Source organism: Alteromonas algae (assembly GCF_049117195.1).
GTDB lineage: Bacteria > Pseudomonadota > Gammaproteobacteria > Enterobacterales > Alteromonadaceae > Alteromonas.
The window spans coordinates 2,777,583-2,793,933 of the sequence record NZ_CP185260.1 but is presented as its reverse complement, the minus strand read 5'-3'; the positions used below and the strand labels follow the sequence as shown (position 1 = coordinate 2,793,933).

13 protein-coding genes are annotated in these 16,351 nt (G+C 44.5%); 6 read left to right on the top strand and 7 right to left on the bottom strand.

Annotation, left to right across the window (positions count from 1 at the left end):
- Window positions 1-45: 45 nt before the first annotated feature.
- Window positions 46-717 (bottom strand): hypothetical protein, encoded by a 672-nt coding sequence (locus tag ACOJRU_RS12570; protein WP_421132083.1) that lies wholly within the window; start codon window positions 715-717, stop codon window positions 46-48.
- A 213-nt stretch (window positions 718-930) separates the two neighbouring features.
- Window positions 931-3,273 carry an acyl-CoA dehydrogenase gene (locus ACOJRU_RS12565; protein ID WP_421132082.1) on the bottom strand — a complete coding sequence of 781 codons (2,343 nt, stop codon included), beginning with the start codon at window positions 3,271-3,273 and terminating at the stop codon, window positions 931-933.
- 218 nt (window positions 3,274-3,491) lie between these two features.
- Between ACOJRU_RS12565 and ACOJRU_RS12560 the strand changes: the two genes are divergently transcribed.
- The 4 genes from ACOJRU_RS12560 to ACOJRU_RS12545 all read left to right on the top strand — a co-directional run bounded on the left by ACOJRU_RS12560 (window position 3,492) and on the right by ACOJRU_RS12545 (window position 6,247).
- Complete coding sequence (locus ACOJRU_RS12560) at window positions 3,492-4,028, top strand: outer membrane beta-barrel protein (RefSeq protein ID WP_421132081.1); 537 nt, start codon at window positions 3,492-3,494, stop codon at window positions 4,026-4,028.
- A gap of 140 nt (window positions 4,029-4,168) precedes the next feature.
- Window positions 4,169-4,426 carry a DUF3081 family protein gene (locus ACOJRU_RS12555; protein WP_421132080.1) on the top strand — a complete coding sequence of 86 codons (258 nt, stop codon included), beginning with the start codon at window positions 4,169-4,171 and terminating at the stop codon, window positions 4,424-4,426.
- Window positions 4,427-4,562: 136 nt separating this feature from the next.
- Complete coding sequence (gene lpxL / locus ACOJRU_RS12550; protein ID WP_421134765.1) at window positions 4,563-5,492, top strand: LpxL/LpxP family Kdo(2)-lipid IV(A) lauroyl/palmitoleoyl acyltransferase; 930 nt, start codon at window positions 4,563-4,565, stop codon at window positions 5,490-5,492.
- A gap of 137 nt (window positions 5,493-5,629) precedes the next feature.
- Entirely contained in the window at window positions 5,630-6,247 is a 618-nt protein-coding gene (locus ACOJRU_RS12545) for a TcpQ domain-containing protein (protein ID WP_421132079.1), read from the top strand.
- Window positions 6,248-6,256: 9 nt separating this feature from the next.
- On the opposite strand, the gene glnE is transcribed toward ACOJRU_RS12545, so the two are convergent.
- A complete protein-coding gene (gene glnE, locus ACOJRU_RS12540; RefSeq protein WP_421132078.1) occupies window positions 6,257-9,181 on the bottom strand; it encodes a bifunctional [glutamate--ammonia ligase]-adenylyl-L-tyrosine phosphorylase/[glutamate--ammonia-ligase] adenylyltransferase in 2,925 nt (974 codons plus the stop codon).
- Between the two features lie 194 nt (window positions 9,182-9,375).
- Here glnE and ACOJRU_RS12535 point away from each other — a divergent pair, with 194 nt between their 5' ends.
- Window positions 9,376-10,281 carry a DUF350 domain-containing protein gene (locus ACOJRU_RS12535; RefSeq protein ID WP_421132077.1) on the top strand — a complete coding sequence of 302 codons (906 nt, stop codon included), beginning with the start codon at window positions 9,376-9,378 and terminating at the stop codon, window positions 10,279-10,281.
- A gap of 8 nt (window positions 10,282-10,289) precedes the next feature.
- Here the strand turns inward: ACOJRU_RS12535 and ACOJRU_RS12530 are convergent, their stop codons facing one another.
- Complete coding sequence (locus tag ACOJRU_RS12530) at window positions 10,290-10,688, bottom strand: GIY-YIG nuclease family protein (protein ID WP_421132076.1); 399 nt, start codon at window positions 10,686-10,688, stop codon at window positions 10,290-10,292.
- 262 nt (window positions 10,689-10,950) lie between these two features.
- Here ACOJRU_RS12530 and ACOJRU_RS12525 point away from each other — a divergent pair, with 262 nt between their 5' ends.
- Complete coding sequence (locus ACOJRU_RS12525) at window positions 10,951-12,018, top strand: XrtA/PEP-CTERM system-associated ATPase (RefSeq protein ID WP_421132075.1); 1,068 nt, start codon at window positions 10,951-10,953, stop codon at window positions 12,016-12,018.
- A 100-nt stretch (window positions 12,019-12,118) separates the two neighbouring features.
- Here the strand turns inward: ACOJRU_RS12525 and ACOJRU_RS12520 are convergent, their stop codons facing one another.
- From ACOJRU_RS12520 to ACOJRU_RS12510, 3 genes are read right to left on the bottom strand one after another with little or no spacing between them, the layout of a single operon-like run.
- A complete protein-coding gene (locus ACOJRU_RS12520; RefSeq protein ID WP_421132074.1) occupies window positions 12,119-13,822 on the bottom strand; it encodes a TIGR03016 family PEP-CTERM system-associated outer membrane protein in 1,704 nt (567 codons plus the stop codon).
- Entirely contained in the window at window positions 13,776-14,768 is a 993-nt protein-coding gene (locus tag ACOJRU_RS12515; protein ID WP_421132073.1) for an XrtA-associated tyrosine autokinase, read from the bottom strand. Before ACOJRU_RS12515 ends, ACOJRU_RS12520 begins: the two co-directional genes overlap by 47 nt.
- Entirely contained in the window at window positions 14,768-16,336 is a 1,569-nt protein-coding gene (locus tag ACOJRU_RS12510) for an XrtA system polysaccharide chain length determinant (protein WP_421132072.1), read from the bottom strand. The genes ACOJRU_RS12515 and ACOJRU_RS12510 overlap by 1 nt, the downstream gene beginning before the upstream one ends.
- Window positions 16,337-16,351 lie beyond the last annotated feature (15 nt).

Below are 16,351 nucleotides of genomic sequence, written 5' to 3'. Positions count from 1 at the left end.
CTTCTTCACGTTGCAGACCGCAACCTAGCATCAGATGAAGCGCGGTTACCCGCGCTCTTCAATTACCGTTTGCAAGGCTTCAAATAATGCGCCTGATAAGTGCTGGTTTCTTTTGTGGATTACATGAACAGCAGGTTGTTCCGTGCTGATAGCTATTGTTTTTATCCCCATCGCCTCAAAATCAGCGTCTGACGAGCCATCGCTAGGCAGAATGGCATAGCTATAGCGTTTAAATGTCATCAGATCTCGTATCTTCTGAATATCTTCAAACCCATCTAAGTTTGCATAAATGTCAGGGATGTCTTTGTTTTCTCGACGTTGGGCTTTAAAACGACGCCTTACCGCAATAGTTATGGAAGGGTCACGCAGTATGCCTAAGTTACAGGGTACATCGCTTGCACAATAAAGTGATACACGTCCGTTTGCCAAAGGAGGGTAAATGGGAAGTACATTACTGAAAGGGCGGGTGACGCTCTCAAAGCGAATGATATCAGCATCCAAAAAGCCGTCATTAAGTAAACGAAGACCTCGTTCACCGCCTACCTCTATGAACGTGGGGGTAATGCCAATACGCCGGTAGGCCTCCTCAATCAGGGGTTTATAATAAGTGTGAATACGTGGGTGGTTAATGTACCCGATGGTATACGCACGTTCTTCTCCATAACTATTTTTGACGCTGGTTATTATCAAAAAGACTAGCACTACAAGACATTTCATTGTGTTCCCTAGAATGTCGCCATACTAGTTAATATAGGGGGTTATTATACTAAAGTCTAATGACTTGAGGTGAGGAGTGAGAACAATGGGCCGTGTGTTGGCAATTTATATTGACGAAAAACCATTAAAAAAGCCCCGCTTTCGTAAGTTAATCTGTTTATCAGACACTTACCAATGCAGGGCTTTTTAGTAGGTTAATATAACCTAATTCGTTTAGGCTGCGTTTTTGCCGCCATCAACTGCTGTTAGCGTTTCAGACGCCGGCAGCAACTCCATGTCGAATGTATATTCGTCTACACGTACAGCAAGTTTACGCTTTTCGTTGTAGTCATGAAGCTGTGCAGCTTCTTGTGCATTAACCACACCTTTTTCTTGCAGCTTGTTCAACGCATGCTCAAAAGAGATGAATGGAACCACTGGCTCTTTGCGAAGTGCTTTTTGTACTTTGCCAAGAAGGTGGGCAACCGCATGCTTAGCTTTAAACGCTTGCTCGTTGATATCGTTACCATCACCCGGTGTTACGCGAACTAGGTGTGTAAGCTGCGCTTTGACGCTGTTATCTTGCATAGACGCAAGCGATAACTCACGTACTAGGTCATCACTGATACCTGCAACACTGTTGGTGTACGTGTTGGTAAGTAAACGCATTAGCCCACGCGTTGCTGTGTTAGGGAAATTGTTGATAAAGTTAACAATTGCCTGTTCAGCCTGCTGTAGAGACCACTGCATTGCGTACTCGAAATACGGTAATGCTAGCTTTCTGTCTTCAATACGCTGCTCGTAGAAACGAATAGCAGCCATTGCACCGTATAGGTAGCTCATTACGTCGCCTAAGCGAGCAGAAAGAAGCTCTGCTTTCTTAAGGTCGCCACCAAGTACTGCCAAAGAAAGGTCAGCAAGCGGTGCAAGCTTCGCAGAAATGCTGTTTACACGTTTTTCGTACTTACGTACTTCAGGTAGTGCAGACTCGGTGCCGCGCAAGAATGGTAAATATGATTTACCTAAACTACGGAACGCGTTGTTCACACTGAAGCCAACCGTTTTACGTAATACCTTGTTGAACTCTTTGTCCGCAGAACTTTCGTTGCTGTGGATAAGGTCTACCATGTCTTTTAGGTAAGGGTGACAACGCATTGCACCTTGACCAAAAATCATAAGGTTACGAGTAAGGATATTTGCACCTTCAACCGTAATGGCAATTGGCAATGCCGCATAACCGCCTGCTAATGTATTCTGCGGACCACGTTGAATTGCCTTACCTGCTTGAATATCCATTGCAGAGTTCATTACGTCACGACCTAGTTCGGTCATGTGATATTTAGCAATCGCAGTAACAACTGATGGCTTAACGCCTAGGCCTAAGCCTTCTGTCGTTAGAACACGCATTGCTTCAAGTAAGAATGTCTTACCCGCAATGTCAGCCATTTTCTCTTGGATACCTTCGAAACGACCAATTGGAAGACCAAATTGTTCACGAACGAAAGAATATTCAACAGTACCTTTAAACGCAGACTGTGCTGTTGCTACGCCCATCGCTGGAAGAGAGATACCACGGCCAGCGCCTAAGCAACTAACCAGCATCTGCCAACCACGACCGATGTTTTTCTGGCCACCGATAATGAAATCCATTGGGATAAATACGTCTTGACCACGTGTTGTACCGTTGTAGAAACGAACACCCATAGGGTCGTGACGATTACCTAGCTCAACACCTGGGTGTGACTTAGGTAACAATGCACAAGTAATTCCTAGCTCTAGTTTATCGCCAAGAAGGTGCTCTGGATCGAACACTTTAAATGCAAGACCAAGTACAGACGCGATAGGTGCAAGCGTGATGTAACGCTTATCCCAGCTAATACGCAGGCCTAGTACTTCTTCACCGTTAAACTCGCCTTTGGTAACAATAGCAGCGTCAGGAATTGCACCTGCATCTGAACCTGCTTCAGGGCTAGTAAGCGCGAAGCATGGAATGTCGCGACCGTCAGCAAGACGTGGTAACCAGTAATCTTGTTGGTCTGTTGTGCCGTAATGCATAAGTAGCTCGCCTGGACCTAACGAGTTAGGAACCATAACGGTTACTGCAATAGCGCCACTTACTGCTGCGATAGTGGCAACAATAGTAGAGTTTGCATAAGGACTGAATTCTAGACCACCAAATTTCTTTGGAATGATCATAGAGAAGAAACGGTTCTTACCAAGGAAATCTAAGATCTCTTGTGGAATGTGTTTGCCGTTACCTAATTCAAAGTCGTCAATCATGCCCAGTAATTCTGTTACAGGGCCGTCCATGAACGCTTGCTCTTCAGCACTTAATGCTGCTTGAGGAATATCGCGTAGTGCTTGCATATCAGGTTTACCCTGATAAATCGAAGACTCAATCCACACGTCGCCCGCATCTAGGGCTTCTTGTTCAGTAACTGAAATTGGGGGTAAAACTTTCTTTAAGCTTGTTCTAATACTCATAAGACTCATCCGCTCATCTGACCAGTTGTATGGAGTTAATACTACAACAGATTTAGAAAAGATCAAATTTTGTAAAAAGTGTATAAATATCATGTTCTTATTTTTTGCCGCTTATCGACGGTTTACAAAAAATAAACAAAATCAGCCTTTTGGGGTGTATCTTATTTGTACAGCGGGATGCAAAAAGGTGAAAAAATAGTCGTTTTTTTGCAGTATTAACAATGTTTCATCTTCACGTGAGCTGTAATTAATCGTTTCACATTGAATACGGCTTCTTTATAGTGGTGTCATTAATTAAAGGAGTAATTGCTGTGAAGTTTTTAACAACTGTGATGAAAGCTAGTTCGATGCTGGCGCTGGCGTGTTTTTCATTTACTGCAAACGCAGATATTTATGGCGTTGCCACTGTCGGTTATGCCGATGTCGATACCGAGGTGTTGGGTGATAGCGGTGTAGCGTTTAGCGGTGCCATTGGTTACCAGTTTCATAAACAATGGTATGTGGAAGGGGGCTATTTGTCACTGGTTGACGAAAGTGAACCATCTGCTGTGGTTGAAGCCACAGGCGCGTATCTTGCGGTATTGGGTAAAGCTGGAAGCCGTGAAGGTGAGTTATTTTATAAGCTTGGTGTAGCCAATATAGATGTTACCAGTATTGATGCTGCTGCATGCGCGGCAGACGTATTGCCATGTGCCTATGATGACAGCGTAGTTGCTGGGTTAGTCGGGTTAGGGTTCGATTATTTTGTGGGGCACCGCACTATGGTGCGACTGGAATACACCTATGTAGGCGGCGAAGATGATTTTTCGGCTAACATGGTAAATGTGGGCGTACGCTATAATTTTTAACCGCTATTAGGTTGATGAAAAGCGTTCTGTGAGGGGCGTTCCTTTGCCCCCCGCACGTTGTGATGAGCATATTGTGATGTAAACCAATACACACCTTGCTGTGTATACATTAGTAACTACACGAACAGCATGGGATAAACATGAAAAATGAATTAGACAGCAAGTTCCTATTACAAGTGTTCGATAAAATTCGAAACAACGGCACAAAGAAAGATGAACAGTATGCGTTAAACGGCGTTATCGCGTTTACCGACCACGACGGTTACACCCTGTATATTGAAGACGCGAATGTGAAACTTCAATATGGCTTTCATAACCAATACCACTTCGATTACCAGTCAAACGATCACTTCGAGAGCTTCGAGAAAAAACTAAAGCAAATTGATAAAGAGTTTTAGCACCTACAACAAGACACTGTCGGGTGCGTTGGCGTGCGGCGCACTATCTTGCTAAATAAATCGCTGGTCTGCGCTTCCTCAGCCTACGTTTCTTGATACAATAGCGGCATAAAACAATTATATGGATACCGTCGCGTTGGCTGCAGCACTCAAAGCTCCCACATTTAAGTTGGCATTTCTTGGCCCTAAATACTGGTTAATCTGGTTCGCCGTTATTGTGTTGTACGCAATTACTTGGTTACCGTTGCCGGTAATCCGCTTTATCGGTGGTGGCACGGGTAAACTTATCGCGAAAATTGTGCCTAAACGCGCAAAGGTGGCACGTCGAAACCTTGAATTATGGAACCCTGAACTTAACCCTGCGCAGCGTGAAGCCTTAGTAAAAGAAAACATTCGCAGAACGGGCATGGCCCTTTTCGAAACCGCAATGGGCTGGTGGTGGCCTGACTGGCGAGTACGAAATGCAATGGAGTTTGAAGGGACAGAACATGTGGAAGCTGCCCTAGCTAGCGGCAAGGGTGTGTTTGGCATGGCCCTTCACAATATGAATGTTGAATTCGGATGCCGAGGAATTGGCTATTTCCACCCTAGCATCGCATTTTACCGCAAGCACAATAATCCACTGATGGACTATCTACAGTACCATGGGCGAAATCGTTCAAACAAATACATGATCCACAAACGTAATTCGAAAGCCTTGCTAGAGGCCATGGACAACAACGAGTTGTGTTTATACTTGCCAGACCAAGATTACGGCCCTAAGCAAAGCATTTTTGTTCCATTTGGAGGCGTGAAAGATACCGCCACCACAACCGCTACATTAATGTTTATGAGGCGTTCAAACGCTGTGCCTATGATGATATCGTCGCAGTACACTAAGCGCGGCTACAAGATTAAAATCTACCCACCGCTTACGCATTTGGGCGAGATGGACGATCACACTGCGCTGACGGAGCTTAATAAGCATATTGATGCCGCAGTGAAAGAGCAGCCTGAAAGCTATTTGTGGATGCACAAACGTTTTAAAACGCGTCCGGCTTCAAACCCCGCGTCACTTTACGACTGATGCACTAAACGCAAAATGGTTGCAGTAAGCGCCTATAATCCTATACTTTTGTGTGAAAATGCCGTTTCGCAATTGTTTGTTGGTGCTGACTCGGTTAGTTTGTAAATAGTTTAGATAAATAAGAATACAGAATAATAATGGCACAGAAAGGTTACTCAAGCTCTGCATTTTGGATCCGTCAGGTTGGACTCGCATTAGGACTTGTCGTTGTGGCGGGCGTACTTATCTTTTTGCTTGAGAATCAAGACTCTGCTCCGGTACCTGAGGCACAAAAAGAAGAAAAGTCAGTGTCTTCTGGCCTTAGCGATTTTTACCGAGATTTTCGCATGTCTGCCAACGACCCAATGGATGAAGAACAAGGGGATTTTGTTCTTGATACTGCCGGCGTCGACCCTCAGCTTGATAGCAAACTGGCACAGATGTCGAGTGGCATTCGCCCGGTAGACAAGCGCTGGGAAGGTGAGTACAAATTTCGCACCTTCAAAGAAGGCAACACATTGCGTGAAGCAATATCAAACTACGCGCAAGAAGAAGGCATGCAGCTAATATGGAATTTAGAGCAAGACTTCGTTATCAAACACCAGTTCCAAATGGATAACTCTGTAGCCGGTTCATTGGCTAAAATCGCCAACGCGATAGATAGCAATTTTGAAGGCGATGTTAAGGCGTATTTATGCGCAGGTCAGCGCTCGTTAGTGGTGAGCGCTGAAGAAACGGAATTCCTTAAAAGCGAATGCAGCGTGCTGCGGCGCTAATACTGCATCTTACTTTGCGAATAGCGCATTCCAATACCGGCTTACGGTGCTTCGCATCGCCTCTAAGTGCGCAGAATCATCGGCATATTTTGTGTCGGCAAGGGTAAGGTGGTGATATTGCTCCCTAAGCGCTAAGTACGCTTGCTGCAATTCGTTGGCTTGTGTTTGCTCAATAATACTCGTGTCGGCTGCCATGTCTAAAATACGCAAATTATCGGTGTAGCGCGTTATTTCATTAATGGTATTTGCGTTGGCAAGTACCCAATACTGTGTCATAAATTCAATATCAGTAATGCCGCCCACACACTGCTTTAAATCCACTTTGTCACCGTGTTCGGTAAGTAGGTGAGTGCGCATCTTTTCCCGCATTTTGCGTACATCATCGGCCAGTGTCATGTTATCTCGCGCCGTTGATAGTATGGCGTGGCGAACCGCATTAAAATTGTTTAGCAAATCTGTGTCGCCATAAACAGCGCGTGCGCGCACCAAAGCTTGATGCTCCCATGTCCACGCTTCCTCACGCTGATATTTTTCAAAGCCATCTACGTGACAACACAATAAGCCTGCATTACCAGAAGGCCGTAAACGAAGGTCAGTTTCGTAAAGTTGTCCAAACAGGGTTTTGGTATCAAGCAAATGCATAATGCGTTGAGACAGCTTAATGTAGAACTGTTGTGCCTCTATCGACTTCTTGCCATTTGTTACAGCCTCGCGAGGGGCATTGTGTAAGAAAACAAGGTCAAGATCTGACCCATAACCTAGCTCGTACCCGCCTAACTTCCCGTAACCAATAACGGCAAACCCTTTTTGAGGTTCTCCTTCATCTTGTGTTGTTGCGTCGCTATTGTCTAATAAATGCGACGGTATGCCATAACGGTCAATCATTTGAAACCATGCCGCGTTTACAGCGTGCTCAAGGGTTACCTCGGCCAGCACCGTTAACTTATCACTGACATTCGAAATAGGTAACGACCCACTAATGTCACTGGCTGCAATGCGCAGCTGTTGGCACAGTTTGAATTGGCGAAGCATATCCATAATGCGCTCAACGTCGTCTAGTTCAACGCGCAGCATGGTTTCTCGCAACTCTTGCTTGTAAGCCACTTTGCTGCTGACAATATCCGTGTTTTGTTGCTGTAAATAAAGCGGGCTAAGCAACTCATCAAGCAGCAGTGGAAAGCGTTTAATTTCGTTAGCAATCCACTCACTGCGATCGCAAAGTTTAACCAGTTGCTTTAACACATCAGGGTTTTCTAACAATAAATCGAGATAGGTTGTACGCCCAGTTATTGCCGTAATAACGCCCAGTATGCGTTTTAATAATTGCTTTACGGTGGTGGGGTTATGAGAAATAAGCGCATACAAAATTTCAGGCATCAGCTTGTTAAGTGTATCTTCACCTCGCTGCCCTATGCGGTAGTGTCGCTGGCTACCTTTAAAGTCAGACAGCAGCGTGAATACATGTTCGGCGTCATCGCTGCAAAGCGTATCGGTAAAGGTATCGATAAATTCGTCTTTATCCAGTGCTAATTGCCAGGCGTCTGTGCAAGTTTCAAAAAGCGTGTCATGTTCATCGTGGGTGTCAGCTTGCTCTTCAACCAGCTCATTAAAGTGGCTGTGAACACGGGTCATGACTTTCTCTATTTCGTCCAGCAGTGCGTCATAATTGTCATAACCTAGCACCATACACAGGGCATGTTGTTCCCACGTATTGTCTGGCAACGTTTGTGTTTGTTTATCGCGGCACTGCTGAAGCGTGTGTTCTATTTTTCGTAAAAATAAATAATCGGAAGCCAGTTGTTCGGTAACATCGTTCTCTACAATGTCTAATTTTGAAAGCGCTGAAAGCGTAGTAAGTAATGACTTACTTTGAAGCAAAGGTTCACGCCCACCGTGGATCAGTTGAAAGCTTTGAGCAAAAAACTCTACTTCTCGTATACCGCCCGCGCCTAACTTAATATTGTTGTTCAGTCTTCTGCGTCTTATCTCTGTTGCGATAAGCTTTTTCATGTTGCGCAGGGCATCTATTGTGGTGAAATCTAAATAACGCCTAAACGTGAATGGCTGTAAAATCGCGCTAAGTGCCTGTGCGCTTTCACTGTCATCATGGTTAATAATGCGCGCTTTTATCATGGCAAACCGTTCCCAATGACGGCCTTGCTCCTGATAGTAGTCTTCAAATGCTGAAAAATGCATAACCAGTGGCCCAGACTCGCCAAAAGGGCGCAACCGCATATCAACGCGATATACCTGTCCGTCGGTGGTTACTTTATTTAGTGCTTGAATAAGCTTTTGTGCTAAGCGAGTGAAAAACTGCTGATGCTCAAGAGGCTTTCTTCCTCCTTGTGTTTCGCCTTTCTCGGGGTACGCAAAAATAAGGTCGATATCGGATGAAAAGTTAAGCTCTTTACCGCCAAGCTTCCCCATTCCAAGAATATACATGGGCATTGCCATGCCATTGCAATGAGGTGTGCCATGCTTCTCGCTTAGCATGTTATACAGCCAATGGTATGCTCCCTTAATTAGCGTATCGGCAAGGGCCGACACATGGCTTAGCGAGGTTTCAATATTTTGTTGGTTTAGTACGTCGCAGAAGGTAATGGCCGCCATGTGTTTATTTCTAAATTGGCGAAGGGTGCGTAGTAGCGCATCTTCATTGGTAACACCCTGTAATTCAGCGCTCAATGCGCTGTGGTAAAACGTTGAAGGCTCAGCACTAACTGCGCTGGTATCAGAATAGGAAACAATATCCTGTAACCAATCAGGGTTAGCAATAGCGGTTTCAGCTAAGAAAGTGGAACAACTAAATGCACGGCATAGCGCGTCTTGATGACGAACTATAGTGTCTGGTAGTGCGCCTTTTTCGGTCAGTTGCTGCCAAAAAGTGTGCCCACGTTGATGGTTATCAATGTTATTTGTGCTATCTGTAGGCATAATAGTGCTTTACCATTCCTTTCAATAAAAAAGCGTACTTTCAAACCGTTAAGCTAGTTTAACGTAGTATATATAGCACACCGCGCCCATAAAGGACGAAAGCGGGCAATAGCGGGTGACATCGTCAGCCAAGCCAGTGCATACAATACAAAAACATAACGCTAATGAAGTAGTATTCAAGGAGCAACGATAACGTGGAAGCATTATTAAAACTAGTCCCCATTGCGCATGACTTATGGGTTTACCTGGCCATCGACATTGGGATAGTACTTTTCTTGCTCCTAATAATGAAATGGCTTTCAGGGGCTAGGCGTCAATACTCGGTGACAGAAGAGCTTGGCGTGAAGGACAACTTTGCATTCGGTATTAGTATAGCGGGTGGCATGTTGTCGTTATGTATTGTAATGAGCGCGGTGGTGGGCCGCCATGTGAGCGAAGGGTACACGCAAGCCGCGGTCGGTATGCTTACGTTCGGCATTGTAGGCATACTACTGGTAAAAGTAGGGCGCTATGCTCACGATAAACTTGTTTTAAACCAACTCGATACGCAAGCGCTTATTATTGACCGAAGCGTAAGCGTTGCTTTAGTCGACGCCGCAAGTTTAGTCGCCAGCGCCATTGTTTTACACAACATCATGGTGTGGGTAGATGGCAGTGACATGAACGCCATTATTGCTATTGTTACGGGCTTCTTAGTGGTACTCACCATGCTACTGGTTATGACCCGCATTCTTGAAATGCGCTATGCAAGAGATAACCAAAATGGGTCGTTTCAAGAGGCGCTTAAAAATGGACAGCTAGCCTTAGCCATTGAACATAGCGGTAACTTGCTAGGCACGGCGATGATTGTTTCGGCTGCCAAGAGTCTGCTGGAATACGACCCGTTAGGCTATGTAAGCAATGTTACAGGGTGGCTAATAGTAAGTGTTGCGCTGGCGATTGCATTGCATTTGCTAGTTATGCTGAGTAAAAAAATAATATTATTTGGCATGAACTTTAGGCAAGAGGTAGACCATCAACACAACGTGGGCGTGGCAGCCTTGGCGTTTACGCTTAGCATTGGTAATGCCATGATAATTAACGGTGTGCTAGGCGGCTAGGGCTTACATTACAGGTTAAGCGACGCTTTAACGCAGCAATAAGATTTGAAACTCGCCTTGGAAACAATGGCGAGTTTTTTTGTTTTGGGTAACTGTTTTACTTCGTATTCTAGGCGCGCTGCCGCCGACTTATCGCCCACCTGAAAGATAACTTTAAACGCCAATGGCCCTTTACCACGCAATGCTTTTGCGCCTCCTACTATCTCACCCCTGTGCTGGCGTATTCGTCTTTCTGGGTTGTTGGTAATGCCGGTATAAAGCTGCCCTTTTATATTTTCAATAATATAGAGATACCACGGCGCTGGTTGGGGCATTTCAGCATGTGGCGATGCATTATAGTCGCATGCACTAGGTTGTGTACTGTGCTTGTGGGGTTTCGCAGCGTTAATTGGTATACTCACAGACAAGATTTCAACCATCGTAAAAAGTGGTTTAATAGCGATAACACGCGATATTACCAGATATCAGCGACGCTAACGTACTGATTGTTGCCCTTGTATGGTAAATGACGAAAGTAAGTACAGCATAGGCGCTTACGTTTTGCGATGGGGGTGTCTATTACCGCGTTCATTGAACGAATTACTATGAATAAACTCAAGTAACTCGTTTAAAATTTAAGTATTATAAAACAGCGTATTTTTTCAACGGTTATTCAACACGGTATTTTGCATGTACGAAAGTTATTATGGACTTAACTCGAAACCGTTTCAGTTAACACCTGACCCAAATTTTTTCTTTGCCAGTAAGTGGCACAAGCGTGCTATGTCTTATTTGCAATATGGCTTGTCTCAAGCCGAAGGCTTCATTGTAATTACTGGCGATATTGGTACAGGTAAAACGACAATTGCCAATAGTCTATTGGCCGAAATTGAAGACGATATTGTTGCTGCACAAATTGTTACGCCTAAGCTGTCGCCCGACGAGCTAGTGAAAATGGTGGCGGCTAAGTTTGATATTGAGACAGAAGGGCGGTCGAAAGCAGAAATTCTAAAAATGCTTGAAGTGTTTCTGTATGACTTAAGTGTGGTAGGGCGCCGTGCACTGCTTTTAGTGGATGAAGCACAAAACTTACCTTTAGAAACGATTGAAGAACTGCGCATGCTGTCTAATTTCCAGCTAAACGGTAAGCCACTTATTCAAAGCTTTCTATTAGGACAAGAAGAGCTACAGCCTATTCTTCGCGCGCCTAATATGGAGCAATTTAGGCAGCGTATTGTGGCGTCGTGTCACTTAGCACCGCTGTCGCTTGATGAGTGCAAAGAGTATATAGAGTATCGCCTACATCACGCCGGCTATAACGGGTCTAATTTGTTTTCAGATGACGCCTATGACTGTATTTATCAGTTTACCCGTGGCGTACCCCGTAAAATTAATACCCTAATGGATAGAGTCTTGCTGTACGGGTTTTTAGAAGAGGTAGACACCTTCGGCAGTGATGAAGTTAGCGAAGTAATTGCAGAAGTAAAAGCAGAGATGTTTGAGCCACAAGAGGCGCCGGCCGCTCAGCCCGAGTCACTTATTCCGCAGCAAGTGGGTGATGACGGTAAGCAAATTATTACGCCTGCAGGCAACACAGTGCGCGACACGCAATACTATTTAGACATGTTAGCAGAACTTGTAGACGCGTTAGACGATGCCATTGGTCATAAAGTTAAAATGACACAATACATCGACAAGCTCATGAAGAAGAAGTTTAAAACCTACGTGCGGCTTAAGAGTACTGATAAAACCGAATAGTGTTGAACTAGCTAAACAAGCGAATACAAAAAAGGCCTCATGTGAGGCCTTTTTGTTATTTGAACGAACTAGATGTTGTATTAAATGTTGTCAGCAGCACCTATTCGTAGGTGTAACTTAACGAAAGGGTAATGCGTCTGTCGGTAAAGTTGGCACCAAATTGCCCGCCGCCGGTATTGACGGTATTTAAATCACCGTTACGTTTGATGTAAGCTAGGTCAGCATTAACACTGAGCGACGTACCGAACTCCCGATTTATTCCTGTTTTAATATTCCAATTATCACTCTCAGTGGTAGTGGCTTGTTGTTCTGTACGTTGTTCAACATTGGCGTAATTCACGCTGGCATTTAAATTGGTGTAGCTACCGATTTTATAGGCTAGGGTAGACCCTAACGAGTAGGTGCGCGTTAACCTGTCTTGGTCTAGCGCGTCGTCTAACGAATAGCGCCACGACATGCCTAATGTTACCCGCGAAAAGTCGTAACCCAATTGAAAGTTACTGCTTTTACGTACAATAATATCGTCATTAAACTCAACGTTCTGCGTAGATATTTGCACAAACTGTTCATTGGCTTCAGGCACATAAGCCAAACTGTTTGGTTGAAAGCAGCTGGCAATTGAACTAGAACTTACCGGGCATACAAATACCCCTAAGTTCTCTGGGTTGGCCAGAAGCCTCGACGTGTTGGTAACGTCTTCCGAGTAACCAAAAGCAATGCGAAAATACTTAGAATTATAGCTAACATTTGCCGACGCAGTGTCACCAAAGAAACGTCTTCCATAGGTCGCGCTTATTTGAGTGCGTGAGCTCAACGCCCACTGAGCATCTACACCTAGAAATTTACCGTCATCATTATTCTCTATATCAGAATCATTTTGATTAATTGTAAGAGAAATATAACGGTTGGTGCTTTCCCTGAAGGTTACGCCTGCACCAATAGTGTTGAACTCTCTAGTAATACTTGTTGTATCGTTGCGACCGGCTATCTGATTAGCTTCATGAGAAGCCGTTGCGCGAAGTGCCCAGTTCTCAGCTATGTGCACATCAATGAAACCTGAGCCGGTTCGGGAAACAAAATCACCAGTACTAGCTTGAGCTCTTTCGGTATTTTGATAAGTACCGGTGAGGTTCCAAATTAAGTATTTGGCTTCATCGCCGTTGGTAAGGGAGCCAGTCAGTTGGTAGGTATCGTTATCAAGGGCGAAACCATTGTTTAATGCATTACGCTCAGAGGCTACGTCTGAATACGACGCAGTACCCTGGCCGCGCACCCAGTCGCCTTGCGAAAGTGTAACGGTAGTGCCGAATCGGTTTGAGCGTGTTTTGGCTAATGCATCTGCATTGGTAAAAAAGTCAGACACTAAAAAATTACCTGCCTGGGCATTTTGATAGTTCAATGCGCCCGATGCTTGAAAAGTAATAAGCTCATCAACCGGCGCCCACTGGGCAGAGTAACTGTATTCGCCGTAATTATCTTCGCGGCTATTGTCATTTCTGTCGCGTGACAGGTGAGTAAGAGTTCCTTGCCACAAACCACTAAACGTTCGAGATTGGTAAGCCACGTTCACGCTAGGGTTTACAGATATTGTACTTAACGAGAAGCTCCCATTATCTTCAGATTCAACATCTTGAAACACACCCTGTGCTGACGCAGTAGCGCTTATATCTAACTTTGCGAAAGCAGGCGAACTAACACCTGCTAACAGAACGGCGGCAACAAAAGTGGCAATGTTACTGTGCTGAAAAGCTAATTTGTTATCTATTGCGCTCGGCATAGTAATATCCATAATATCCGCTTCCATCGGTATCGTTATGTACGCTTTTGTTTACCACAAAACCTATGGCCATTTCTGGGTTCAAACGTTCTACCGACATTTTTATATCGCCAATTTTTGCCTTACCTTCTTCAACCACAACCACAGCTTGGCCTGCAAAGTTGGCTAAAATAGCGCTTTCGGTAATACCAATAAGGGGGGGCGTATCAAAAATTACAATACGGTCGGGATAACGGTTCGCAAACTCGTCTACCGTTTCGTGCATTTTTTGGCTAGCCAATAGCTCGGTAGACAAATGGTGCGATTTGCCCGCAGGAATAATTTTTAGCTTATCAATGTTGGTAGGGTAAAGCACGTCTGAAATGTCTTGTACGTCGCCCGTTAAATATTCCATTAAGCCTTTTCTGCGCTCAAGGCCTAATGTGTTTAATACATTAGGCTTTAATACGTCGGCATCTACCAACAATACGGTTTTATCTTGCTCAGCGGCAATACTTAACGCCAAATTTACTGCGGTAAAGGTTTTACCCTCGCTAGGCCTGCTGCTACTTACCATAATTATGTTAGGGTTATGCAGCGTTTTGGCTAAGCTGCCAAATGCGTTCGCTAGCAGCTTTCGCTTAATTTCACGATATTCTTCGTTTATTTGTTTGCGTTCGCCCGCAATCGAAATATGGCCTTTATCTTCTAAGCGCTCAAGATCAATTTTAAAGTCGGGTAAAGACGATGCCTGCCCACGCTCTGCACCTGTTGAGTGTGTTTCATGGTCGGTACTCATGTTCGCATCAGAAGCGCTAGCTGCTGGCTGTGCAGTTACTGGCGCTTTATTTTCTGACGCGTTAGTACCTTGCGGCGCGGGGGCATTTTCCTGTGTTGTAGCACTAGCCACAGGTTCAGATGCTTTCGAAACGCCTTGTTGCTTACGTTTTGCTTCGTTTTGTTTTTGTAATGCTTTTTCAATGGTGTTTTTCATTACAGCATGCCTCTAAATATATCGACATTCATGATTTCGGCGGCCATTAAAACAGCATACATAGCAAATATCACCCCAGAGGATAAAACGAATACAAGTAAACGTGTGCGATTCGTTTTGTTTATTTGTTCAATATTCAAGTGTGTAACCGTACCCCATATCGGGAAGTCGGTTAGGTTTAATAGTTGCTTAGGCCTAATAAGAACCGGGTTTAGCTGGCTTACTAAGAAGGCAACACCTATCCCTGCACCAAAGCCTATTACCAGTACAGCGGTATAAAACAGCAAGCGCTTAGGGCCAGAGGGCGTTTTAGGCAGTAATGGTGGCTCTATAATTCTAAACTGTAAATCTTCCGACGACACATCAGCACGACGTGATAAGTCGGCAGACTCTTTTCTTGAAAGTAACTCTTCGTATTTACGTTTAGTAATACCATAGTCACGATTGAGCGCGGTCGATTCGGCTTCAATTTGAGGTATTAAGTCCACTTTGCTTTCAAGCTCAGCTATTTTAGTTTCTAAATCGCTTTCTTTCACGCGTAGCGACGCAACTTGGCTTTCTAAGCGGCTGGCTTCAAGTTTTAATTCACGGTTAAGCTCGCTTAATGGCTGTGTACCATCATCGTCCCCAGCTTGTAAAAACGCTTTTATCTCTTTTGTTCTAGCTGCTTCTAGGCTTTCAAGTAATGCGTTAGTTTCAATTACATCGGGGTGCTTGTCGGTAAAGCGCAGCCTCAAACGGTCTAGCTCTTCTTCTAGGCCTTTAATGCGTTCGTCGTAGCGTGTGCGCAATACCGGTTCATCTTGGTTTGTTACGCCAAAACTGTCTGCGGTCTTACCGCCGCTAAGCTGCTGTTTAAGCGAGGCGGTTTGCTGCTGTGTTTGTTTAATCTGTAAGCGCGTTGCTTCCAACTCGTTGTTTAGTTGCTGCAAGCTAGAATAATACGTACCCGCCAGTGGCAGTATATCGTTATATTGGCGTTTAAAGTCGGCAAGGCGCTGCTCCGATTCCGCAAGCCGTGCTTCATATTCGCTTAACTGTTCATCTAAAAAGCGCCCTGCGGTATCGGTGTCTTTTCGGTTATTACCTAACGAGCCTTCTACAAACAAGTCTAGCGTTTCCTGTACTACGCGCTGCGCAACTAGTGGCATTTCATTAGAAAAAGAGATGTTATAAATATTATCTCGCCCGGTAGATGACAAATTAATGTTTTTTGCGAGGCGTGACACTAAATCATCAAATTCGTCTTCCGTCGCAGTGGTAATATCTAAGTCACTTTCACGGGCAATTTTTTCTACGTTACTCCGGCTAAGTAACGTTTTTGCCATCATTTGAATTTCTTGGTCGGGGTTGGTTTGAATGGCTAAGCCGCGAAGAAGCGGTTGTAGTACCGAACGGGTATCTACAAAAACCTTTGCTTTAGACTGGTATACGTCGGGTAGGCTTGCTACGTATAAAAAACCGATAGGGCATATTAGCCACGAGAAAATCATCACGTAGCGTTTTTTAATCCAGATTCCCTTTAAATAATCGAGAACCTGGACGAGCGTTTGCTGTAAATCCTGCATGTTATTATTTGTTCC

Excerpts from the sequence above, each read along its gene's own strand:
- glnE (WP_421132078.1), bottom strand. The coding sequence starts at position 9,181 with ATGCCTACAGATAGCACAAATAACATTGATAACCATCAACGTGGGCAC.
- ACOJRU_RS12570 (WP_421132083.1), bottom strand. The coding sequence starts at position 717 with ATGAAATGTCTTGTAGTGCTAGTCTTTTTGATAATAACCAGCGTCAAA.
- ACOJRU_RS12545 (WP_421132079.1), top strand. The coding sequence starts at position 5,630 with ATGGCACAGAAAGGTTACTCAAGCTCTGCATTTTGGATCCGTCAGGTT.
- ACOJRU_RS12510 (WP_421132072.1), bottom strand. The coding sequence starts at position 16,336 with ATGCAGGATTTACAGCAAACGCTCGTCCAGGTTCTCGATTATTTAAAG.
- ACOJRU_RS12565 (WP_421132082.1), bottom strand. The coding sequence starts at position 3,273 with ATGATATTTATACACTTTTTACAAAATTTGATCTTTTCTAAATCTGTT.
- ACOJRU_RS12555 (WP_421132080.1), top strand. The coding sequence starts at position 4,169 with ATGAAAAATGAATTAGACAGCAAGTTCCTATTACAAGTGTTCGATAAA.
- ACOJRU_RS12520 (WP_421132074.1), bottom strand. The coding sequence starts at position 13,822 with ATGGAAGCGGATATTATGGATATTACTATGCCGAGCGCAATAGATAAC.
- ACOJRU_RS12515 (WP_421132073.1), bottom strand. The coding sequence starts at position 14,768 with ATGAAAAACACCATTGAAAAAGCATTACAAAAACAAAACGAAGCAAAA.
- ACOJRU_RS12525 (WP_421132075.1), top strand. The coding sequence starts at position 10,951 with ATGTACGAAAGTTATTATGGACTTAACTCGAAACCGTTTCAGTTAACA.